The organism is Lentihominibacter hominis (genome assembly GCF_014385065.1).
Classification (GTDB): domain Bacteria; phylum Bacillota; class Clostridia; order Peptostreptococcales; family Anaerovoracaceae; genus Lentihominibacter; species Lentihominibacter hominis.
In genome coordinates, this window is record NZ_JACRTA010000001.1 from 881,403 (window position 1) to 904,086 (window position 22,684).

20 protein-coding genes are annotated in these 22,684 nt (G+C 41.5%); 3 read left to right on the forward strand and 17 right to left on the reverse strand.

Annotated elements, in window-relative coordinates; genetic code table 11:
- Positions 1 to 76: 76 nt before the first annotated feature.
- From H8692_RS04155 to vanR, 6 genes are all read right to left on the reverse strand, one after another.
- Positions 77 to 772, reverse strand: a complete 696-nt coding sequence (locus H8692_RS04155) for a YjjG family noncanonical pyrimidine nucleotidase (protein WP_187525044.1) — start codon at positions 770 to 772, stop codon at positions 77 to 79.
- A 53-nt stretch (positions 773 to 825) separates the two neighbouring features.
- Positions 826 to 2,979 (reverse strand): serine racemase VanT catalytic subunit, encoded by a 2,154-nt coding sequence (gene vanT / locus H8692_RS04160; protein ID WP_207722941.1) that lies wholly within the window; start codon positions 2,977 to 2,979, stop codon positions 826 to 828.
- Entirely contained in the window at positions 2,969 to 3,736 is a 768-nt protein-coding gene (locus H8692_RS04165) for a M15 family metallopeptidase (RefSeq protein ID WP_243206887.1), read from the reverse strand. The genes vanT and H8692_RS04165 overlap by 11 nt, the downstream gene beginning before the upstream one ends.
- Entirely contained in the window at positions 3,733 to 4,788 is a 1,056-nt protein-coding gene (gene vanG, locus H8692_RS04170; protein WP_177268222.1) for a D-alanine--D-serine ligase VanG, read from the reverse strand. The genes H8692_RS04165 and vanG overlap by 4 nt, the downstream gene beginning before the upstream one ends.
- A 128-nt stretch (positions 4,789 to 4,916) precedes the next feature.
- Positions 4,917 to 5,963 (reverse strand): sensor histidine kinase, encoded by a 1,047-nt coding sequence (locus H8692_RS04175; protein WP_187525045.1) that lies wholly within the window; start codon positions 5,961 to 5,963, stop codon positions 4,917 to 4,919.
- A 64-nt stretch (positions 5,964 to 6,027) separates the two neighbouring features.
- Complete coding sequence (gene vanR / locus H8692_RS04180) at positions 6,028 to 6,741, reverse strand: VanR-ABDEGLN family response regulator transcription factor (protein ID WP_177268226.1); 714 nt, start codon at positions 6,739 to 6,741, stop codon at positions 6,028 to 6,030.
- A gap of 458 nt (positions 6,742 to 7,199) precedes the next feature.
- Here vanR and H8692_RS04185 point away from each other — a divergent pair, with 458 nt between their 5' ends.
- Positions 7,200 to 9,581, forward strand: coding sequence for a collagen-like domain-containing protein (locus tag H8692_RS04185; RefSeq protein WP_283242288.1), 2,382 nt, complete (start codon positions 7,200 to 7,202; stop codon positions 9,579 to 9,581).
- A gap of 88 nt (positions 9,582 to 9,669) precedes the next feature.
- Here the strand turns inward: H8692_RS04185 and H8692_RS04190 are convergent, their stop codons facing one another.
- The 10 genes from H8692_RS04190 to aroF all read right to left on the reverse strand — a co-directional run bounded on the left by H8692_RS04190 (position 9,670) and on the right by aroF (position 19,159).
- On the reverse strand, positions 9,670 to 10,032 hold the full coding sequence (locus H8692_RS04190; protein WP_177269367.1) for a DUF1048 domain-containing protein: 363 nt from the start codon (positions 10,030 to 10,032) through the stop codon (positions 9,670 to 9,672).
- Positions 10,025 to 10,354, reverse strand: a complete 330-nt coding sequence (locus tag H8692_RS04195; protein WP_177269365.1) for a PadR family transcriptional regulator — start codon at positions 10,352 to 10,354, stop codon at positions 10,025 to 10,027. Before H8692_RS04195 ends, H8692_RS04190 begins: the two co-directional genes overlap by 8 nt.
- A 166-nt stretch (positions 10,355 to 10,520) precedes the next feature.
- Positions 10,521 to 11,159 carry a DUF1847 domain-containing protein gene (locus tag H8692_RS04200; protein WP_187525046.1) on the reverse strand — a complete coding sequence of 213 codons (639 nt, stop codon included), beginning with the start codon at positions 11,157 to 11,159 and terminating at the stop codon, positions 10,521 to 10,523.
- 103 nt (positions 11,160 to 11,262) lie between these two features.
- The gene (locus H8692_RS04205; RefSeq protein WP_177269361.1) at positions 11,263 to 12,573 is read right to left on the reverse strand and encodes a shikimate kinase; all 1,311 of its coding nucleotides are present in this window, start codon (positions 12,571 to 12,573) and stop codon (positions 11,263 to 11,265) included.
- The gene (locus H8692_RS04210; RefSeq protein ID WP_177269359.1) at positions 12,570 to 13,721 is read right to left on the reverse strand and encodes a bifunctional chorismate mutase/prephenate dehydratase; all 1,152 of its coding nucleotides are present in this window, start codon (positions 13,719 to 13,721) and stop codon (positions 12,570 to 12,572) included. Before H8692_RS04210 ends, H8692_RS04205 begins: the two co-directional genes overlap by 4 nt.
- A complete protein-coding gene (aroC, locus tag H8692_RS04215; RefSeq protein WP_187525047.1) occupies positions 13,721 to 14,830 on the reverse strand; it encodes a chorismate synthase in 1,110 nt (369 codons plus the stop codon). Before aroC ends, H8692_RS04210 begins: the two co-directional genes overlap by 1 nt.
- Before the next feature lie 2 nt (positions 14,831 to 14,832).
- On the reverse strand, positions 14,833 to 16,107 hold the full coding sequence (locus H8692_RS04220; protein ID WP_187525048.1) for a 3-phosphoshikimate 1-carboxyvinyltransferase: 1,275 nt from the start codon (positions 16,105 to 16,107) through the stop codon (positions 14,833 to 14,835).
- A gap of 3 nt (positions 16,108 to 16,110) precedes the next feature.
- The gene (aroB, locus tag H8692_RS04225) at positions 16,111 to 17,205 is read right to left on the reverse strand and encodes a 3-dehydroquinate synthase (RefSeq protein ID WP_187525049.1); all 1,095 of its coding nucleotides are present in this window, start codon (positions 17,203 to 17,205) and stop codon (positions 16,111 to 16,113) included.
- Between the two features lie 94 nt (positions 17,206 to 17,299).
- The gene (locus H8692_RS04230) at positions 17,300 to 18,139 is read right to left on the reverse strand and encodes a prephenate dehydrogenase (RefSeq protein ID WP_177269351.1); all 840 of its coding nucleotides are present in this window, start codon (positions 18,137 to 18,139) and stop codon (positions 17,300 to 17,302) included.
- Positions 18,140 to 18,148: 9 nt separating this feature from the next.
- Positions 18,149 to 19,159: a 3-deoxy-7-phosphoheptulonate synthase gene (aroF, locus tag H8692_RS04235; RefSeq protein WP_177269349.1), complete on the reverse strand. Its 1,011-nt coding sequence runs from the start codon at positions 19,157 to 19,159 to the stop codon at positions 18,149 to 18,151.
- 510 nt (positions 19,160 to 19,669) lie between these two features.
- Here aroF and H8692_RS04240 point away from each other — a divergent pair.
- Positions 19,670 to 20,017 carry a DUF134 domain-containing protein gene (locus tag H8692_RS04240; RefSeq protein ID WP_177269347.1) on the forward strand — a complete coding sequence of 116 codons (348 nt, stop codon included), beginning with the start codon at positions 19,670 to 19,672 and terminating at the stop codon, positions 20,015 to 20,017.
- An 85-nt stretch (positions 20,018 to 20,102) separates the two neighbouring features.
- On the opposite strand, the gene H8692_RS04245 is transcribed toward H8692_RS04240, so the two are convergent.
- Complete coding sequence (locus H8692_RS04245; RefSeq protein ID WP_243206889.1) at positions 20,103 to 21,590, reverse strand: S1C family serine protease; 1,488 nt, start codon at positions 21,588 to 21,590, stop codon at positions 20,103 to 20,105.
- Positions 21,591 to 21,769: 179 nt separating this feature from the next.
- On the opposite strand from H8692_RS04245, the gene hslO reads away from it, so the two are divergent.
- Positions 21,770 to 22,684, forward strand: coding sequence for an Hsp33 family molecular chaperone HslO (gene hslO / locus H8692_RS04250; protein WP_177269345.1), 915 nt, complete (start codon positions 21,770 to 21,772; stop codon positions 22,682 to 22,684).

A 22,684-nucleotide genomic window follows, 5' to 3' on the forward strand; every position in this document is an offset into this window, starting at 1 on the left:
TATAATAAAACTGATCTTCTATTGATTTATCTTTAGGAGGTCAGTTTTATTGTACAGTGAAAATACTTATAAATATTTATAATCTCGAGTCTATTACCGCTATATCAATGACTTCTTTCAAGGTATGTACCTCATAGTCTGGCGTAATCCCCGAATTGTTTCGTTCTCTTTCAGGATTGAACCACACTGTTTTAATGCCGGCATTAATTCCTCCCTGTATATCAGAAGAGAGGCTGTCTCCAATTATTATTGTTTTTTCTTTGTCTGTATTGTTCATCATGGAAAAACAGTAATCAAAAAATTCCGGAGCAGGTTTATTAAAGCCGATATCTTCAGAAATAAAGATATTTTTAAAGTACTTTATAATATCCGCACTGGCAAGGCGCCCTCGCTGCACAGAGGCAGTGCCATTTGTAACTAAGTATAAAGATTTATGTTGGGAAAGCGTTCTTAATACGGATTCTGCACCTTCAATAAAATAATGACCGCTACTTAGTTTGTTCTCGTAAAATGCAGCGGCATCTTTTGCAGGATAGTTTACATTTAGCTCATCAAAAAGATTCTGAAATCTGTTAATTCTTAATTCAGCCCTTGTTGTCATTTCTTTTTCAAGGAGTTTCCACTGCTGCAGATTCAGCTGGCTGTAACGTTTCAGTATCTCAGGTTTCGGTTCTATAAAGATATGCTTCAGTGTTGATGAGATGGCGTCTTCTTCCGCTTTGCTAAAATCTAAAATAGTGTCATCCAAATCAAATAAAATATTGTTATACATATAATGATAGGTCCTTTTTTATATATTATAACATGATTTTTTTGAAAGGAAAATCAAACAAGGATTCTTTCTAACCGTTCTCCCAGTCTGCTCAGGATTTCGTTGGATATGGTTCCTGAAGCAGCTGCAACCTCTGCCGCACTGATATAGTCTTGGCCGGAGTGCCCTATTATAACAGCGATATCGCCGGAGCATACGTCTGGGATATTGCTGATATCTACAAGAGTCATATCCATACATATACGTCCGATTATAGGAGCTCTGCGTCCATTTATGAGTACATAACCTTTCATGTTGGACAGATTTCTGGGCAGCCCATCGGCGTAACCTATGGAAAGTATCGCAATGTGCATTTTTTCAGTTGATTTAAAGTCTAACCCATAACCTGCATATTCGCCTTTGTCAAGATTTCTCACAGAAGCTATTCTTGCTTTCAGAGAGAGAACCGGAGAAAGAACCTCATAATAATGTTTGTTATCTTCATATGTACTAAGTACTCCATAGAGGGCAATTCCTGCTCTGGCATAATCTTCTGCAAGATGAGGATAGTTTAATATACCGTAACTTGCCAGTACATGTGTTTTAGGGATATCATAGCCTTTTGATCTCAAAACACTTATCATATGGTCAAAGATATGTAACTGCATTCTTGTAAAATCACGGGATTTTTTATCAATACCATCTGAAGCGCATAAATGCGTAAATATACCCTGTATCTTAAGATTCTTAATTTGCATAATATCACATAATGAATCTATATTCTGAGCTGCTGTTCCTAAACGGTGCATACCCGTATCTATGGCCAGATGTACTTTTAGAGGTTTTCCGTATTGGCGGAGCTGATGTGCATATGTACTGTCCAATACTGCCTGAGTCAGATTATACCGGCGCAGCAGGTCAAATTGTTTGGGATCTGTATATCCTAATATTAATATATCGCCTTTTATTTGATTTTTTCTAAGCTGAATGCCTTCATTGAGGCAGGCGACACAAAAGTTTTTGATGCCGAGATGATTTAGCTCTTTTGAAATTATGACTGCGCCATGACCGTAAGCGTTGGCTTTAACAGCCGGCATAAGGCTGCATGTTCCGGGCAGGTTTGAAGTAAGGAATCGTACATTTTGTTCCAGTGCAGTTTTACTTATCTCTATCCACGCTCTGCCTTTTGGATCGGGTTTTTCTTTTGAGCGGAAAAAGTCTGACAGCAAAGCAGAGATAAAAGCTGTGAGAACAGAAAGAAGAACTACTGCAAGATAATGAATAATACTGTTGTCAGTTATAAAATCTGTAAGACCGGACAGTCGTCCCAGCATTCTTACAAGGACTATCATTGCAGGATGAATGATATATATTTGGGCAGAAAACCTTCTGGCAAATCGGTTTTCCGAAATATCCCATTTCAGCAGCAGTTGATAGAGAAAAACCATCACAGGAATCAGCATTATGTACATGCTGTCATGGCGCTGCAGATCGTTTATATGCAGAAAAAATCCTTCCGCTGTCATAGCCGAGAAAGACAGGATAAGTCCCCCAAAAGCATTTTTGCGTTCAAAACAATTTCTTGTGTATCCGCTCCATGTACCAAGTATTAAAAATACAGGAGAAAAGAAAAGTCCGTTGCGTGTGTAGGAAAATATAGTAAAGGCTTCCATATATATTTTGTTTATTGCCGGAATATTTGATGTAAGACCGTAGTAACTGTCTCCCATAAGCCCTATGGCATAAAGAAGAAAGCAGACTGCCATGACTGCAGCAGGGGATATAAAGCGACGGAGCATTATTATTAGTAGTATTCCCATTATGCAGGCAGGAAAATACCAGAGATGATAAAATGTGCCGTCAAATATAAGAAGCTTTATGACCTCGTAAATAGTTATGTTTTCATAATACCCTGCATATATGCCTATGGGAAGATATAGAAGTATGCAGAATCCATAGACAAAGCAGGTCTTTTTTAGGAAATAAAATACTCTGCTGTATTTTATTTTACCTTTTTTAAATATATCGGAAAGAATAAACTGACCTGTTACCATAAAGAAAAACGGTACGGCTACTCTTGCCAATATACGCGTGAGAAAAAAGTCGGCGTCAGTGCTAATTGTAGTGAGTGGTGAGGTATGGATGGCTATAACAAGAAAAGATGCTGCGAGACGGAATCTATCCAGACCGCCGTTTTTGCAGCAGTTGTTTTTTTTATCAATTTTCATATAGACTCCTCCATTCTGTTATGATATATCCATCAGCATTGTTTCCTGATATTACGCAAGGAAAATTTCCATTTATTAATGACTGTATATCAGTTTCCTTTTCTGAAGGAATGTAGTATATCTGTATTTGACGATCTGAACTTAAAAGAGTATAAGGTGTTTTACTTTTACAGTATTGTTTAAGGAAAGCAATATATTCTTCAAGAGTGAAATCGTGTTCTTTCATGATTTTAGCGTGAGGAACACCTACATAACGAAAATGCCAAGGCTCATGACTTATCCCGGTAATGTTTTCTTTGTCGGCTGGGTAGCGTTGGATGAATCCATAATCAGCAGCAAGGCTGCGAAATTTCTGGCATATTCCTGTGTATGGGAATTCAGGACAAATGAAATCTATATTTTTCTGTTTCAGGCCTAGATCAATGGCAAGTCCGCTTTGGTGTTCACTGTGTCCGGGAGCGGCAACAAACTTTTTAGTAAATTCCGGACCGCTTTTCTTTATGGTATCATTCCATATCTTTGTCTGTTCTTCAAAGGATCTCCAGCCGCTTACAGGAACTATGTAATTCCATCCGTTGATACTGTCCATGAGTTCTTTCAAAAAGATTGCCGCCTGCCGTTGAAGAAGAATATTCGAGTTTTCGTCCACTAAAATAAGCTCTGTATCTTCATCTGTATTGAGGCTGTATATAGAATTGATTAAAATAAGATTTCCCTTGCATATAGATGTTTTTGTTGTAATATCATTTTTCATCATATCACCGCCTGTTTCAGTATTTTATCGAGCATTTCTTCAAAGGTGAGTCCCGCCGCTTTCATCATGGCAGGATATCGGCTGTGTTCTGTAAAACCGGGGATGGTGTTCACTTCATTAAAAATGATTTCGCCATCAGGAGTAAGGAACATATCTACTCTGGCAAAACCTCGGCATCCTAAAGTTTTGTATATGACTTTAGCTGTTTCTTTTATTTCGGATATTTTTGAGGAGGTTATGCGCGCAGGCACATGGATAGAGGAGGTTTTGAGGGTATATTTTTCAGTAAAGTCAAAAAATCCGGAAGACAGCTGGATTTCATCTGGCTCTCCTGTTATAAGTTGTTTGTTTCCCAATACAGCGCATCCGACTTCAAAACCTTCTATATTTTCTTCCAGAATAACTTGATCGTCATACATAAAGGCTTTTTCAATAGCATCATTAAGTTGACTTTTTTTAAAAATTTTGGTAATACCAAAGGATGAGCCGGCTTTTACCGGTTTGACAAACAAAGGCAAACCCGTCTGCTCGGCAAATGCTTCGGCTGATTCAAGTGATGACGATATATTTATTACCTTGGAGACAGGTACTCGTATTCCGGTCAGAGATACAAGTTTGTGAGCGAGGTCCTTATCCATGCAGACTGCCGAAGCCAGTATCCCACAACCTGCCAGAGGGATACCGGAAAGAGAGAATAGGCCCTGTACAGAACCATCTTCACCATTTTTGCCGTGGAGAATCGGGAGAGCAGCATCTACAGATATGCGGTATGTACCTGAGGGATCTAATATTATTAAATCTCTGCAGCTTCGATTAGGAGAGATGACAGCAGGAGTGCAGTACTTTTCGCAGCACCATGAATTATTATGGATGCTCTCAACAGGGCCGTTGTAATAGTACCAGTCTCCTGATCGGGAAATGCCGATAAGAACTGGTTGGTATTTTTCTCTGTTAAGATTTTTAATGACAGCAGAAGCTGATTCAAGTGATACGATATATTCTGCGGAGTAGCCGCCGAAAATCACAGCAATATTTTTTTTAGTTGTATCTTTCATATATAAATCCCCTTTCCTTGGACAAAAAATGCCCGTTTTGGTACTTTAAATGTATCAAAACGGGACATATGATGTTTTCGGGAATTCTATATTAAATATTGTGATTATATGCGTTAATTCTTACAATTTTATGACGAAGCAAAGGCTGACTGCTTGTAAGGAAGAGTTACAGTGAGAGTTATCATTTCGTTTTCACTTGAAGCTGATATAAGTCCGCCGTGAAGCTCTACTATTTCTTTGGAAATAGCTAAGCCTAAGCCAGAGCCTCCTGTTGATGTGGAGCGTGAAGAGTCCAGACGAAAAAATTGCTCGAAAATACGGTCAAGTTTGTCGGCAGGTATAGTTTTGCCGTGATTGCTTACTATTATATCGATCCCGATTTTGCCGGGAGACATGGTGAGATTTATTCGGGTATTAGGATAACTATAATTTATGGCATTGCGGATAAGGTTGTCGAAGACACGTTCCATTTTGTTTCTGTCACATAGAATCTCAATATCGGGTGCGATATCAGTATCCAGTGAAAGATTTTTCTCAGATAGTATAGGATTAAATTCATAAGAGATCTGTTCCAACATACGGGAAAGATTTGTAGGCTCTTCTTCAAGGGCAGGAGTGGACAGATTGAAGCGGGTAATGTCAAAAAATTCGTTGATGAGGTCTTCAAGACGCTGGGCCTTTTCCAGTGCTATTCCTGTATACTTTGCTCGAATGTCAGAAGATATTTGTGGTTCATCACGCAGAAGACTTAAATATCCTATGACGCTGGTAAGCGGTGTTTTCAGATCATGAGCAAGATAGACGATCAGATCATTTTTCCGTTGCTCTGCTTCTCTTGCAGCGCGTTCATTTCTCAGAGCCTGTTCTCGGAAAAGGTTCAGCTCGTCTTGGACATTTTTCATAGGAGCGGCAAGTCTTACAGGGGTATCTTTTGATGTGATCATTTTTTCCGAGGCGTCTATTACATCATCAAGATACCGAAGAGGCTTTGATACAAAATAATAACTGATAAGCGTCATACCCGAAATGATCGGAAGCCCTGCAAATATCAGTATATACTCTCTTATAAAACTTAACAGCCGGTAAAGAGGATCCTCAGCAAACCAAATATTGTTAGATACATATCTTGATATTGCATAAGCTATAAAAAACAGCATGATAAAAAAAATTGTCATGGACAGAAAATATCTGAATATTATTTGTCTTGAAAGTTTACTTTTTTGGGTTTTTTTGTTTTCTTTATTCAATTGTATAACCAACCCCCCATACAGTTTTTATGAATTTTGGTTTTCGTGCAGGTTCTTGCATTTTTTCCCGGAGTCTGGCTATATGAGCCATTACGGTATTGTTGTTATCAAAATATTTTTCTCCCCATACAGCTTCAAACAGTTCCTCTGAGGCAACTACCTTTCCTTTTGAGTTACAAAGATACCATAGGATAGAGAATTCTATAGGAGTCAGAGATAAGGCTTTTCCGTTAAGCGTACATTTATGTTCTGTTTTTGAAATGTGTAGACCTCGTATATCTATTTCTTTCGGTTCAGGAGTTTCTAAAGCAGCATTAGCGCTGTTATAACGTGTGTATCGACGAAGCTGGGTTTTGACTCGCGCCATCAGTTCCAGAGGATTAAAAGGTTTTGTCATATAATCATCTGCTCCCAGAGTCAGGCCCGTGATTTTATCCATGTCTTCCACTTTTGCCGTAAGCATGATGATGGGATAAAAGTGATCATTTCTGATGTGGTGGCACAGGGAGAAACCATCCATATCAGGAAGCATGACATCCAGAATAGCTAAATCCAGATCTTCTTTTTTTACGCATTCCAATGCATCTTTTGCATTATAAAATTTAAAAACTTCGTATCCGTCATTTTTAAGATAGACTTCCACAAGGTCTGCTATGGCAGTTTCATCATCGACTATTAGTATTTTTATTTTTTTTATGTTAGTCATTATCGGGCCTCTTTGTATTATTGATATCAGTATTCAGTATATCAGAGAGGAGATGTAAAAGCAATTTTCAGTAAATATGAGAAAAGAGAATCTTAAAGATTTTACATAGAGGACATTGCGGGATATGTGAATAGTAGTATGCACTTGTTAAAATTATAGCTTTAATTATAATCAATCGCAGAATGTATTAACGGAGCTATAAGCTATTTTTAGTTTGATTTTTTAGGGCTTTTTAAAATATGTTGTCAGAGGGAAAGAACATTTTAATAGTTACTCATGATATAAAAGCAGTTAATAATTGCCCAAATTTTAGGTGGTATTTGGCATGATTGAGCCGTTTAAAAAAGTGATTTGTTTTGGAAAATAATCCGGTTTGTATAGGGGAACTCTTTGATTGCAGAACAGCTTTTGTATAAAAAACATAATATGAATAAGTGAGGAAAGGAGTTATATGCTAAATGAAATATTGTATGTGTAATTGTGGCAGATGTTGTTTATGTTCTTCTGCAAAAGATGACTGTAATGTTATAAAAGGTCCGACAGGCCCGACGGGAGCCCGTGGGGAAAAGGGTGAGCCGGGTCCGGCAGGCCCACAGGGCGCAGACGGAGTTGCAGGGCCTAGAGGAGCAACTGGTCCGCGAGGAATGAGAGGATTTGTGGGACCTCAGGGGCCACAGGGCCTTCCCGGGGAAAAAGGTGACCCCGGAGAAAAGGGTCCGCAAGGTGAACAAGGTCCAATCGGGCCGCAAGGTATTCAGGGAATACAGGGTTTACAAGGTCCGCAAGGCGATAAGGGAGATCCCGGTGTTACAGGTCCGACAGGAGCAGTTCCTGAAATTTTAATCGGAGAAGTTGCATCTGGAAATTTTGCCAGTGTTATCGCAAATTCTATTGATTCGGGGGTTTCTTTGGATTTTGTACTTCCTATTGGAGAGACAGGATCCAATGGAAGGCAGGGAGAGACTGGAGCATCTGGAGCGACGGGTCCGAAAGGGGAAAAAGGAGAGCAAGGAGCAACGGGCCCGACGGGAGCCACAGGAGAACGAGGAGTAACTGGTCCGACAGGAGTCACAGGAGAGCAGGGGGCGATAGGTCCAACAGGAGCCACAGGAGAACAAGGGGCGACAGGCCCGACAGGAGTCACAGGAGAGCAAGGAGCAACGGGTCCGACGGGAGCCACAGGAGAACGAGGAGTAACTGGCCCGACAGGAGTCACAGGAGAGCAGGGGGCGATAGGTCCAACAGGAGCCACAGGAGAACAAGGGGCGACAGGCCCGACAGGAGAAAAAGGAGAGCAGGGAGCGACAGGCCCAACCGGGGCTACAGGCGAGCAGGGAACAACAGGTCCAACCGGGGCTACAGGCGAGCAAGGAGTAATGGGCCCAACAGGAGCCACAGGAGAACAAGGGGCGACTGGCCCGACAGGAGTCACAGGAGAGCAGGGAGCAACAGGCCCAACCGGGGCTACAGGAGAGCAAGGAGCAATCGGTCCGACAGGAGCCACAGGAGAACAAGGGGCGACTGGCCCGACAGGAGTCACAGGAGAGCAGGGAGCAACAGGCCCAACCGGGGCTACAGGCGAGCAAGGAGCAATCGGTCCGACAGGAGCTACAGGAGAACAAGGAGCAACGGGCCCGACAGGAGCTACAGGAGAACGAGGAACAACGGGTCCAACAGGAGCTACAGGAGAACAGGGAGCAACAGGCCCGACAGGAGAAAAAGGAGAGCAAGGAGTAATGGGCCCAACAGGAGCCACAGGAGAGCAAGGAGCAACGGGCCCGACGGGAGCCACAGGAGAGCAAGGAGCGATAGGCCCAACCGGGGCTACAGGAGAACAAGGGGCGACGGGCCTGACAGGAGCCACAGGAGAACGAGGAGCAACGGGTCCAACAGGAGCCACAGGAGAGCGAGGAGCAACGGGCCCGACAGGAGTCACAGGAGAGCAGGGAGCAACAGGCCCAACCGGGGCTACAGGAGAGCAAGGAGCAATCGGTCCGACAGGAGCCACAGGAGAACAAGGAGCAACGGGCCCGACAGGAGCTACAGGAGAACGAGGAGCAACGGGTCCAACAGGAGCCACAGGGGAACGAGGAGTAACGGGCCCGACAGGAGAAAAAGGAGAGCAAGGAGTAATGGGCCCAACAGGAGCCACAGGAGAACAAGGAGTAATGGGCCCAACAGGAGCCACAGGAGAACAAGGAGTAATGGGCCCAACAGGAGCCACAGGAGAACAGGGAGCGACGGGCCCAACAGGAGCCACAGGAGAGCGAGGAGCAACGGGCCCAATAGGAGCCACAGGTAATCAGGGGGCAACAGGGCCAACGGGGGAAACTCCTCAAATAACAGTAACAGAGAATACAAAAACAAGTTATAAGATTAATTTCAAAACCAGCACACAAAATATAACAAGCCCTAATTTAAAATCTAATATGGAATATTATAATTATAATTTATCTACAACAGGAAGCACAGCAAATATTCCGATGGAAAACTTAACATTGATTCTTCAAAATACTTCATCAACAAGTATGAGGATTTCTATACAACCTCAGCAGGCAGGCACATCTGTTTTAGCTGATATACGCCGTGTGAGTATCTATGATGCTGCCATTGATGTTCAGACTAATAACAATGTTACAGTATCGTCAAAACTTGTTCTTGATGATATTGTTTACACTATGTCTCAGGAAATGCATTGGATGAGGATAAGACAACAAGATCCTAATACAAAATTATGGTCTATGTGTGAGGTTCACACTTTTGCTTCCCAAAATGGTTCAAGAACTACAGTAAGCATTCAGTGGATTTATACAGGAAGTACATTTGTAACGCCTACATGATTGAGATATACTAATCAGATAGTAATAAAAGAGATAGCTGATGTTTTACTCTAAAAAGAGGGGAATGCCGTTTGATTTAATAGGTGGGTTATCCTCTCTCTTTTTGTTTTTCTGTAATTTTTTTATGGATATCAAGATTAAATTTATCACGCTGAACCTCCATATATGTTTTGCTGTTGTTCAATAGTTCATCACAAAAGGAAGCTACATCTGAACCTGTTATTTCTAATATTTTTTTGCCTCTTTCAGCGCTTTCCTCGAATAAATCGAGAAGACTTGCAAAAATCGACATCATATCCATGCTGGAGGTGCTGTCTGCTGCAAAACTCCACATGTATTTCTGGATCTTGTGATATACGAAGCTATATTCTTCGGGAAGGGCTTTTGCACGGCGCTTCATTTGCTTCCATTCTTTTTTCTCGCCTATCATTTTTCTGAAAATATTAATCATTAATTCCCTCCTTTAGTTCATTTATCTTTGAAGATATGAATTCCCATCTTTTCCAGAAGTCGCATAATTCTTTTCGCCCGAGATTATTAAGTGAATAAAATTTTCTTGGGGGTCCGAGAACAGATGGTTTTTTTTCTGTGGTTACCAGCTTGTTTTTTTCAAAGCGTATCAGGATTGTATATACTGTTCCTTCTACTACATCTGTAAAACCTAATGAATTGAGCCGTCGTGTTATCTCATAGCCATAAGTTTCTTCTCTGTTTATGATTTCAAGGATGCAGCCTTCAAGGATACCCTTTAACATTTCAGTGGTATTCTCCATGTTTATATCTCCTTTGTATATCTATGCTCAGGTATTAAGTGTTACTGATTACTGCTATATAGTATTACATAATAGATATGGTGTCAATAGATATGTGCGTTTAATTAAATATACCATTCCGGTCAAAGGTATTTGGCTGAAATGGTATATTTAATATTTTTATTTATTATTCTTTAAGCAACTTTGAATAATAGGCGTTAGCTTGGTATAAAGCGGCTACTGGGTTATGTGCTAACACGCGGTCTTTTGTTACTAAAGTGGTACACAGCGCGTCGGAATATTTGAAGAACATGCTGTCATGGCCGACACAAAGGCCTATGACTATGTTGAGATCAGTTTTTTCTTTATTCAAAAGCTTTGCCTGTAAAATGGGGTTGCACATATTTTTTCCGACTGATTCACAGCAAGGGGGTATTCCTACTGATGTTTTTTCCTGAGCTCCGATTTTACAACTTACACCGGCAACATCAAACCCTTTTTTTCTAAAAATCTTGGCTGCTGTACGAGCTTCTGAAAGCAGACCGACACATGTAGCGATACCCAGTTTTTGAGCTTTGATTTTTTTTGCAAATTCCATAATTTCTTCTATTCTTGTCATTTTACAGTAATTTTCAAACTCAACTTCTGCTGCGGCAATAGTTATACGATTGTTTTCATCGTCTTCTATATAAAGTTTCATAGTATCTTCAAGAAAACGATTATCCATATTTTGTGTGGGACAAAAATCTGGATAGACTGAATCTTGTTTATTACAATTGGAAGTACTACAGTCTATGCAGCTTCTATTTGTATCCTTTTTTCTCATTTTGTCACCTCTCTTGTGACTTTATTATACTACATAGCAACCAATGACTGAATAGTTTGTCTGATTATTTTGATTTTGTCATATATCAGGGGTTGTTTCAGACTTATAGATTCAGTTCTCTTTGAAGTCGTTTTTTTAGCTGATATGCTGAACAGGATTCGCTGTTGTCAAATGTGATATCAGCAGCGGCTCTGTATATAGGTAGCCGTTTTGTTTCCATTTTATAGAGTGCTGCTTTGCTTTTAGAAAGTGGTCTGCCATTTGTCGGAAGGCAGTCAACGGGTCTTTTGATATGTATGATAATTCCGTTTTGTCTGAGTGCGTCTACATTCAAAGGATTCAGAACGGTACCCCCACCTGTGGCTATTATGAGTCCGTGTTTTTTTCCAAGTCTTTCTGCAGTTTCTTTTTCTCTATTTCTGAAGTACTCTTCTCCGAAGAAATCGAAAAGTTCGGAGACAGACATACCTTCATTTTTTTCGATTTCCTGATCCATATCTATGAAAGTTCTGCCGGTCTGTTCAGAAAGAAGTTTCCCTATAGTGGATTTTCCGCTTCCGGGCATGCCGATAAGAATGATATTGCGTATTTGTTTCTGAAGCTGTGAAATTATTCGTTCATTCTCCTTTTCAAATGTCCCCGGCATACCGAGAAAATATCCGGCTGCGGCTGTAGCCTGAGCCACAAGCATAGGAAGACCGTTAGAAAATTTCAATCCTGCTTTTTCGGCTTCCAAAATCAGACGGGTCTTAAAAGGGTTATATATTACATCTATTACTGAATGACATCTCGGAAAATCTGCAAGGTGTATGATACTTTGCAGATTATGGGGGTATGTCCCTACAGGTGTAGTATTGATTATAACGTCAATATCAAAGGCAATATCCGGCAGATCTTTATATGTAAGCTGCTGTATTGGACAAGACAGAAAAGTTTGTTGGGCTTTCTGTCTGTTTGCTGTTGCAGAACGGGAAGCTATATATATTTGCGAAGCGTTGTTATCGGATACGGCTTTGCAGACTGTCAGCGAAGTGCCTCCTGTACCCAGTATCAGTATAGTTTTGTCTGAAAAGCTGATACCTGCTCGTTTTGCGGCATATAGGAAGCCCTCATAATCTGTATTGTGTCCTATCAGCCTGTATTCATCTTTGCCGGAGCCGGATGATTTCCAATATAATGTATTGACGGAACCAATATCTTTTGCAAGCGGCGATATCTCATCACATAGAGACATCACCGCTTTTTTGTAGGGAATTGTGACATTGAGTCCGTTAAAATCACGGGCATTTATAAATTCCGGCATTTCTTTTTCTGTAAGGCTGAACAGATTATATTCATATTTTCCAAGAGCTTCATGTATTTCCTTAGAATAGCTGTGGACCAGCGTTTTTCCTATCAATCCGTATTTCATCATATCAATTCCGTATAACAACCCAAGAATACAAATGTTTCAGGCTGGTTTTCCAATTCGCTGAGGAGATTGATCAGAGCAGGAGAATATACAGACGCTTCAAGATCAAAGTAAAACATGAATTCAAAATCACTGCCTGGGATAGGTCTGGATTCTAATTTTGTCAGATTGATACCCAGAGCTGCAAATTTAGCTATAGTATGATAAAGCGAGCGCGGAACATGAGGCAGAGACAATATTAGACTGATTTTGCCTGAGCCGGGATAAATCTCTAGGTTTTTAGATATGCAGATAAAGCGAGTATAGTTGTTGTCGCTTACCTGAATGTGTTTTTTCAATAGCTCTAATCCGTAGAGGTCAAGGCATTCTTTTGAAGAAATGGCAGCGACATCTGTTCTGTCGCTCTCGGCTACCATTTTGGCTGCCAGTGCTGTATTTTCACATACAGTGACTTTCACATCTTTAAGAGTTTTAAGGAATTCTCCACATTGGCCAATGGCTTGTTCATGGGAGAATATTTCCTTTACATCGGAGAGCTTTGTACCGGCTTTTGCCATAAGATTGTGACTTATGCGCAGACGTATGCTCTTTACGATATGAAAATTATAGTTTTGCATGAGATCGTAAACTGCACCTACTGAGCCGTATGAGCTGTTTTCAATTGGCAGAATTCCGTATTGACACAATCCTTTTTCAACAGCATTGAAAACACCTTCAAAGCTGTTGAAATACATTATACTTGGTACTTCGAACAGTTTTTCACAGGCAGCCTGAGAATGTGACCCGGCGACACCTTGGCAAGCCACGACAGCTTTATTGGGAAAAAGCTGAGGAGTCTGTTCAAGCGCAGTTTGGATTCTTTGTGCCAGATCCGATTTTCTTGCAAGGAAGTTGTTCTGGCATGATCTGCTGGCGTCAAAGATGGTATTGAAAAGCAGTCTTGCGTATCCATCAAAAGGCTCTCCGATTTGTTCTGAGACTTTGTGAAGGACTTCTTTTTCACGGGTATCGCTGAGAACGGGAATTCCATTATCTTTTTTATATTTTGCGATCTTTAGAGAAGTTTCCATACGTTCTTTGAACAGATCGGTAATTTTTGAATCGATACTGTCGATATCTTGTCTCATTTGTTCCAAATTTTTCGTTGTCATTATTTTACCTCCATAATACAATCTAAAATTCCTAAGGCCATAGCTGCTTCCGCTATAGGGACAGCTCTTATGACGACGCAAGGGTCATGTCTGCCTTTTATTCTGAGTTTTGTGTTTTCATGCTTATCCAGATCCACCGAATCCTGCTCTTTTGCTATAGACGGAGTTGGTTTAAAAGCCAGTCTTGCAATTAAAGGCATTCCCGTAGTAATGCCTCCCAGGATTCCCCCGTGGTTATTGGTTTTTGTTTTGACTGTACTGTCATCGTAATAAAATACGTCATTATTCTCAGATCCGGTAAACGCTGCTGCCTGGAAACCTGCGCCGAATTCCAGCCCCTTTACAGCAGGAATGCCGAAAAATATGGGAGCAAGGACGCTTTCCAGCCCGTCGTACATGGCTCCGCCAATACCGGCGGGGACATTCAGCGCGCAGACTTCTATGATACCTCCTACTGAATCTTTATCTTCCATAGCCAGCCATATTTTTTTTTGCATTTCCAGCTTAGATTTATCTGAAATGACGGCCATATCTTTTTGCTTCAGTGATTCGAGAAGGCAGGATGTTGTGCTGACCGGGTCAAAAGGGGTATCTTTGGCGTCAGATATGGAATATATATGGGCGCCTATTGATATTCCTTGTTTTTGTAGTATCTGTAAGGCGATACCGCCCGCTATACACAGCGGTGCTGTCATTCTGGCTGAAAAAGGACCCCCTCCAGCCATATTAAGATTTTTTCCGTACCGTATCCTTGCTGTATAATCAGCGTGTCCCGGTCTTGGAATTGACCGCAGGAGCTTGTAATCCCGGGAACGGGTATCGGTGTTTCTTATTTCCAGGGAAATGGGATCTTCCGTAACGATCATTGTTTTCGTTCTGCTTGTGCTGTTCAAAGGAGTAAGACCTTTTAATGGGACAGGAATATCAGGTTCTTTGCGTTTCGTGGCAAAAAAGCTGTTCCCCGGAGCTCTTCTCTTAAGAAATGCTTCAAGCTGATTCATATCTATTTCGGTTCCCGGCGGTATGCCGGTTATCTCTACACCTATGGCGGGTTCATGGGAGCCGCCCCAGATGCTTATTTTCAAATGGTTTCCTATGGTGGATTTCATGCTTACACCTCGTATACTTCCCCGCCTAAGGCAGCGAAATCTTCAAAAAATGTAGGATATGATTTGTTTACGGCTTCTGCGCCATATATTATTACAGGGTGGTGGCAGGCACAGGAAGCGATGGCAGCAGACATAACAATTCTGTGATCGTTATGTCCTGATATCTGCCCTCCTATCAGTCGTCGGCGCCCAGTAACAGATAGTCCCGAACCGCCGTCAGTTATATCAGCGCCCAGTTTTGACAAAACATCAAAAACTGTATGGAGGCGGTCTGATTCTTTTATCCTGAGCCTCTCAGCATTGGTTATAAGCGATGTTCCTTCTGACAGGGACATCACTGTAGCAAGGATAGGAACCAGATCAGGTATCTGTGATACATTTATTTCGCAGGAGGTAAGATTATGCCCTGTGCATTTTATTGTGCTTAAGGAGTCATCTGTTGTTTGTATTTTCAGCTCTGCTCCCATATTTTCAAGTATGCCGGCAATTTGTTTATCTCTTTGGGAAGAAGCAAGATCGAGCCCGCATAAGGTCACATCGCCGCCCAGTGCGCCGCCGGCCAGCCAGAATGCAGCATTTGACCAGTCACACTGAATAGAGGTTGTTTCCGGTTCTTTGTAAACTTGCTTCCCGTCTATTACATATATATTGAAGCCTTCTGTTGACAGTTTTTCGGTGATTTTTATTCCGAAAGCTTTAAGTACATCAAGAGTTAGATCTACATATCCCGCTGATTCCAGTTTTGTGGTGAGTGTCAATGTACTGCGGCCATCAAGGAGAGGCAGAGCGAAGAGAAGACCCGTTATAAACTGTGAGCTTACATTACCGGCAAGTCTGTAGTTTCCCGGCATGAGTCTGCCCTTTACGGTACATATTTCTCTGTATTTATCCTGTGATTTGTGGAAGCGGTTCGGCGTAATGAATGTACAGCCGTGCTTTTCCATTTCTTCCTTAAGAGGAGAGATAGGTCTGTCGGGTAACTTGCCTGTTCCTATGAATACTGCTTCGTCTTTTAGGGCCATGGCTACCGGAAGCATGAATCTTAATGTGGAACCGCTTTCCTTACAGTCGAGAAAGGGCATGTTTTTATCCATTTGGCTCAGACAGTTTTTTGTCGCCTCTATGTCTTGTGAAAAAGAGGGTATGTGTTGGTTTCTGTTATCTCCGCTTTGAAGGTATGCTAATTTCTGTGCTATAAGGAGCCTGTGTGCATGGGATTTTGACGGAGGGGCGTGAAGTGTTCCTTTTAATTTTTTAGGGATGATTTTTACATTCATGTGTCACATTCCTTTCAGAGCATCCATGCCACAGGTTATAAATTCTTCAAGATCGTCTGTGGCAATAGTTTTTAAGCGGCATTTTCCTATTGATTCAGGAATTACTAAAGTTATTTTATTACCTCGTATTTTTTTATCTTGCAAAGCAGCTTCCGTAAGCTGGGAAGGTGAATATGGACAGTCAAGAGGAAAGTTGAATTTTTTTAGGATTTCTAAGATTTTGCCTGCGCATGGAACTGATGTCCATGCCATTTCGTCTGCAGCAGCGGAGACTATAGCCATGCCTTTAGCTACTGCGTGGCCGTGGCTTATACGATAATTACTGCATTTTTCTATGGCATGAGCCAGAGTATGCCCGAAGTTGAGGAGCTGCCTGCTGCCATTATCCCTTTCATCTTCTTCTACGACTTTCCTTTTTACTTCGACAGCTTTTGCTGCCAATTGTGTAAGAAATCGGTTATCGCCGATAGATATATTGTTTTCTGCTTCATCAATAATAGTTTTGTCATTGATGAAACCGGCCTTGATTGTTTCGGCAATACCATCAAGAATCATATGCTGCGGCAGACTTTGCAGAACCTGAGGATCAAATATAACCAGAGAAGGCTGCCAGAATGCACCTGCCAGATTTTTCCCTGCTTTCAGATTTACGCCTGTTTTTCCCCCAACCGATGAATCTACCGTGGCAAGTAATGTAGTAGGTATTTGTATATAGTCAATCCCTCTGAGAAAAGAAGCGGCTGAAAAACCTGTAACATCACCTACAATACCGCCTCCCAGCGCAATCAGAGCATCACTTCGTGAAAATTTATTGTCAGCCAGATAATCCAGTATTGCTGTTACGGTACTCATAGTTTTATTGGATTCGCCGCCTTCAAAAACATATTTGTAGAGGCGGAATCCTGCTTGTGACAGGTTTTGCCATAGTATGCCGGACTCTTTGCCGTAGAAAGAATTCACCGTTTTATCTGTGATTATACATAGTTTTCTGTCGCTTTTTATCTCTGCTTGGCTCAGTAGCTCTGCTGCCTTGTTTAAAGCATTCTGTTCCATTATAACGTCATATTTTTTTGATGCGGAAACAGTAATCTTTATCATAAAAATCTCATAGCCTTTCTGCCCACATGTAAGTATATCAGGATCTAAAAGCGCTTATAGTGGGCATATAAGGCAAGATCCATATACGGAACAATTAGAATATTTCCCCGTCAATAACAGCTTTTTTTTCTCTGCCGTCTTTTAGCAGGGCCTTTAGGGTCTCGCTGTCTTTTGATTTGATTGCGTCGCTGTATGCTTTCAGATTATCTATCAATGTATCTATCTCATTTGTAAGATTTTCCGGATTCTCAAGAAAAAGTTCAGTCCACATATCTTCATTAAGTTTTGCCACTCTGGTAAGGTCTTTATAGCTTCCTGCCGAGAATCCTGAATGTTCCCGAGCAGTAGGACTTTTTATATATGCGTTGGAGACTACATGGGCAAGCTGTGAAGTGAAAGCGATTTTCCTATCGTGTTCTTCAGGGGTGGTTATTTCTATATTAGTGAAACCTATGGAAGTAAACAGATCTTTCAGCTTGCTCATGCTTTCTATCGGACCTTTAGTAGTGGTAAATACCATAGATGCATTGTTGAACAATGATTTTTTGGCATAAGTAAATCCCGAATGTTCCAGACCCGCCATGGGATGACCGCCTATAAAGAGGAATCCTTTTTCTTCCGACAGAGGTATAAGTTCATCGCAGACAAGTGTTTTTATACCACAGCAATCTGTAACAATGCTGCCCTTTTTAAAGAGATCTGCGTGATTTTTTACGTAATCCACAGCAGCTTGCGGATATAGCGCTACGATAACAATATCGCACTGCGGCAGCAGTTTGTCGGTCAAAGGCTGTTCTATGGCGTTGACAAGCACAGCCTTTTTGACTACCTGATCGGAAATATCATATCCGTATACTGTATTATCCGTGTTCTGGCTTATAGCTTTGGCAAGAGATCCTCCGATGAGACCTAATCCTATTATTCCTATTTCCATAATAGCACCTTATCCTTTGTAAGCCAGAGGTCTTATAAGATTTACTGCTTCCATGACGTCGGCAAATGCTTCCGGAGTAAGGGATTGTGCACCGTCGCAAAGGGCGGCAGACGGATTATTGTGTACTTCTATCATAAGACCGTCAGCGCCTGCTGCCGTTGCTGCCATAGCCATTGGTTTTACGAGACTTGCTATACCTGTAGCATGACTCGGGTCGACTACGATAGGAAGGTGGGTCATTGTTTTGAGAAGAGGTATGGCTGCGAGGTCAAGTGTATTTCTTGTAGCTGTTTCAAATGTTCTTATGCCTCTCTCACAGAGAATGACTTTTTCATTGCCGCCTGCCATGATATATTCGGCACTCATGAGAAGTTCTTGTAATGTATTGGCAAGACCTCTTTTTAATAAAATAGGTTTATTGAGGTGTCCTACTTCTTTAAGCAGTTCAAAGTTTTGCATATTTCTGGCGCCGACCTGTATTACATCTACATTTTCAAAAAGCGGGAGCTGTGAAATATCCATGACTTCTGTTACGATAGGAAGCCCTGTTTTTTCTTTAGCCTCCATGAGAAGATCGATGCCTTCTGCTCTCATGCCCTGAAAGGCGTAAGGCGAAGTTCTCGGTTTAAATGCGCCGCCTCGAAGAAGTCGGGCACCGGCAGTCTTGACTTCGCGGGCAACAAGACAGATCTGATCTTCTGATTCTACTGAGCAGGGACCTGCGATGACCTGAAAATTCCCACCGCCGATTTTGATTCCACCTGCGATCTCGACTACAGTATCTTCAGGATGGAATTTTCGGTTTACGTTTTTATAAGGTTCCTGTACACGTTTTACTGTTTCTACTATATCAAGAGAGTTGATGAGATCCATGTCCACTGCGGCGGTATCTCCTACAAGGCCCATGATGGTAGCAGACTGACCTTGGCTGAAGTGTATGTCAAGTCCCATACTCTTTAGCCATGATACTAAATTATCCAATTGTTTTTGATCCGGGTTATCTTTTAATACAACAATCATTTTTTACCTTCTTTCTTTTATACAGGAAATATCTGTTTCGATCTTTCCGTAATAATTGTGTTGTTTTTCGTTAAAAAAAATCCGCAAGTGAATTTCACTTGCGGAAGCTTTGTAAACTAAGTTTCGTTTTAGTCCAGACCAGCTATCTCATTGCAGCGAAATTCACCTTACCTCTAAAGAAAGTAAAGTAAAAGTAAAAATATTCAGCTGCAAATGATCTGATTAACATAATTCTGTCCTCTGTATAAATATTTATGCATGAAATATGGTTAAACATACATCATGTTTGTAACGATTTTAACACTTTGAAAATCCGCTGTAAAGGATTTTTTAAAAACTTTTTTAAAATATCGCAGACCACTGTAAAATTTATAGATGTGGGCCGCGCCCGTATATATATTTTCGGCAAACAAAGACTCTGCCATTAAGTTAGACATTGACTTAAAAAACCGTCAGGGCTATAATCGTGACATAAGTCAGAAACCTCATGAGGAAAGGTGGAATAGATTCATGCCAAGACCTAAGAAATGCAGAAGAATATGTGCTATACCGGAGAACAGGGGATTTGGTCCGCTGGATAAGGACCCTGATGATACAGTGGAAATGACACTTGATGAATATGAAACGATACGTCTTATAGATCTTCTTGGTCATACCCAGGAGACTTGTGCGCAGCAGATGGGTGTGGCAAGGACCACAGTTCAGGCCTCATATAACGAGGCGAGAAAGAAGTTGGCGCAGGTTTTAATAGAGGGTAAATTTCTTGTTATAAAAGGGGGAAACTACGTGGTTTGCCCAAAGGCTGCAAACTGCAGGAATAAACGAGGCTGCGGTAAAAGCGGATGCTGTGATAAATAGAGACCGTTTTAAAGAGATAAAATAATTTGAAAGAATTGTTTAATAAAGAATCTCCCAAAGCAATTGCTTTGGGAGATTTCCTATCTTATGAAGCCGTTTTTTCTTCAAGTTCCAGAGTTATATCCATGGTCTGACCGTTTCGTATTATTGTGTATTTTAATTTGTCTCCTACTTTATGAGATGTCACTATAGATGAAAGCTCATTGAATGAAGTTATTTCCGTTCCATCTACCGAGACTACTCTGTCTCCTTTCTGAAAGCCTGCATTCTTTGCGTTGGTACCGTCAACTGAAGCGATGTACACGTTAGCAGTACTCTGGCTGTTGTTGAACAGTCTGTCAACGCTGTTTTGGCCTGATGATTCAGTATATGACATTCCCGTAGACGGCTGACCGCTGACATATCCTTTATCTATGATCTGCTGGGCAACGTCTGCCGCTTTGTTTATCGGTATGGCGAATCCCAGACCTTCAACGTCAGAACCTGATGATTTGGCTACGACGATCCCGATGAGCTGCCCATCTCCGTTAAAAAGTCCGCCGCCTGAATTGCCCGGATTTATAGAACTGTCTGTCTGAAGAAGGGTCATGGTTTTTCCGTCTATTACAAGTTCTCTGTCAAGGGCGCTTATGATTCCTGCTGTGACAGTACCGCCAAGCTCACCCAGAGGGTTTCCGATGGCAACTGCCATATCGCCTACAGCAAGCTGATCACTGTTGCCATATGTGGCCGGTGTAAGACCACTGGCATCGATCTTTAGAACTGCTACATCTGTTATGGAATCAGTACCTACAAGTTTAGCCTCATATTCCTTTTGATCTGCTGTAGTTACGACTATTTTGCTGGCGCCTTCAATTACATGATTATTGGTAACGATGTATCCGTCGTTTGTTATTATTACACCGCTTCCTGCGCCTTCAGTAACGTACTGCTGCATCCATGAGTCAGAGGAAACGCTTTCGGTTTTTATTTCCACGACGCTGGATTTGGCAGCTTCAGTTATTTCCTGAACTGTCATGTTGCTGCCTGTGGCATCCTCAAGCGTATATCCGGTAGTTTTGACGCTGCCGGTTTTTTCTGCGGGAGAATCATCAAAAATAGCGTTTCCCAGAGCAGCTCCGCCGAATCCCAGTGCCGCCGATAAAACAAGACAGCAGGTTATGATCAGAGCAAGGGAACGTCTTGTGAAAGTTACCGGCGGAGACGGTTTATGGGTTCTTTTCTTTTTGTGTATTTTTCCCAGACCGTTCTGATTGTCCCATGAGGCTGAGTCACCCTGTTTTGAATAATCGGGATCTCGATAACTGCTGTAATTATAATTAGTATAATTGTAATCGGAATCGATACTGTCTTTTCTGAAGTTGTCTCGTGGATCTCTGAAGCTTCCTGGCTGACGGCTGCTTTGCTGAGAAGCTGTTCCGTTCATTGTTGATTCCTGTGAGGCAGTTTGGCTGGAAAATGCTTCATTTGTGGTAGATTCCTGTGACGTTTCGTGTTCGACTGTTTCCGGATCGGGATCTTTCATTACGAAGTTAGGCTCGTAACTGGAGTTGTCTTTTTTGTAATCGTCCATATATATCACCTCATCTGCAATATTGATTGTTCTTAACCTAAATATACAAATTCATTATGTGGTTTTAGTGTTGAAAATATGTGAATATCTGTAGAAAAAGTTAAACATTTGCTACATAATATGATAAAATCGAAAGAGTATAATAAAAGCTGAAACTAATTGGAGGAAACCGTAAAATAATGAGCAAAGCGATAATCGGGATAGATAAAAGTAAGTCTTACAGAGTATATATTACTATAACTACAGATATGGTGCAGAAAGCAGTGGATATTCACAATACAACTCCGGTGGCGTCCGCAGCGCTGGGAAGAGTTCTGACGGCGGCAGGGCTTATGGGTATCATGCTTAAAAATGACAAAGATAAACTTACTTTGAATTTCAAGGGCGACGGACCTGCCGGACAGATTCTTGCAACGGCTTATGGTGACGGAAGTGTCAAGGGCTATATTGCTAATGCATATGTAGATCTTCCTCTTAAAGAAAATGGCAAACTGGATGTCGGCGGATCACTGGGAACAGGAGAGCTGACGGTTATAAAAGATCTGGGCCTGAAGGAGCCGTATATAGGAACAATCGCCCTTGTAAGCGGAGAAATTGCAGATGATCTTACCGCATATTTTTTTGTTTCGGAACAGCAGAACTCATCAGTTGCACTGGGTGTAAAAGTGGAAAGGGACCTTTCTATAGGCGCCGCAGGAGGAATGATCATCCAGATGCTTCCCGGAGCAGCGGAAGAGTCTATAGATATTCTTGAAAAAATGATAGGAGGTATGAAGCCGCTTACTTCATCTATAAGTGCTGTTATGGAAAATTCGGCAGGGCTGACTGAATCAGGCCTTGTCAGAAAACTAACGGAACATATTTTTGCGGAGGTACCCGATGAATATGCCCCTCAGATTCTGGAAGAAAGAGATATAAACTGGAACTGTGACTGCAGCCGGGAAAGAATGGCCAGCGCACTTGCCACTATCGGTAAAAAAGATATGAGTGAGATAATAGAAGAAGACGGGCATGCTGAACTGCAGTGCCATTTCTGTCTGAAAAAATATGATTTCAGCAAGCAGGAACTGACTGAAATATTAAATAGTATGTGA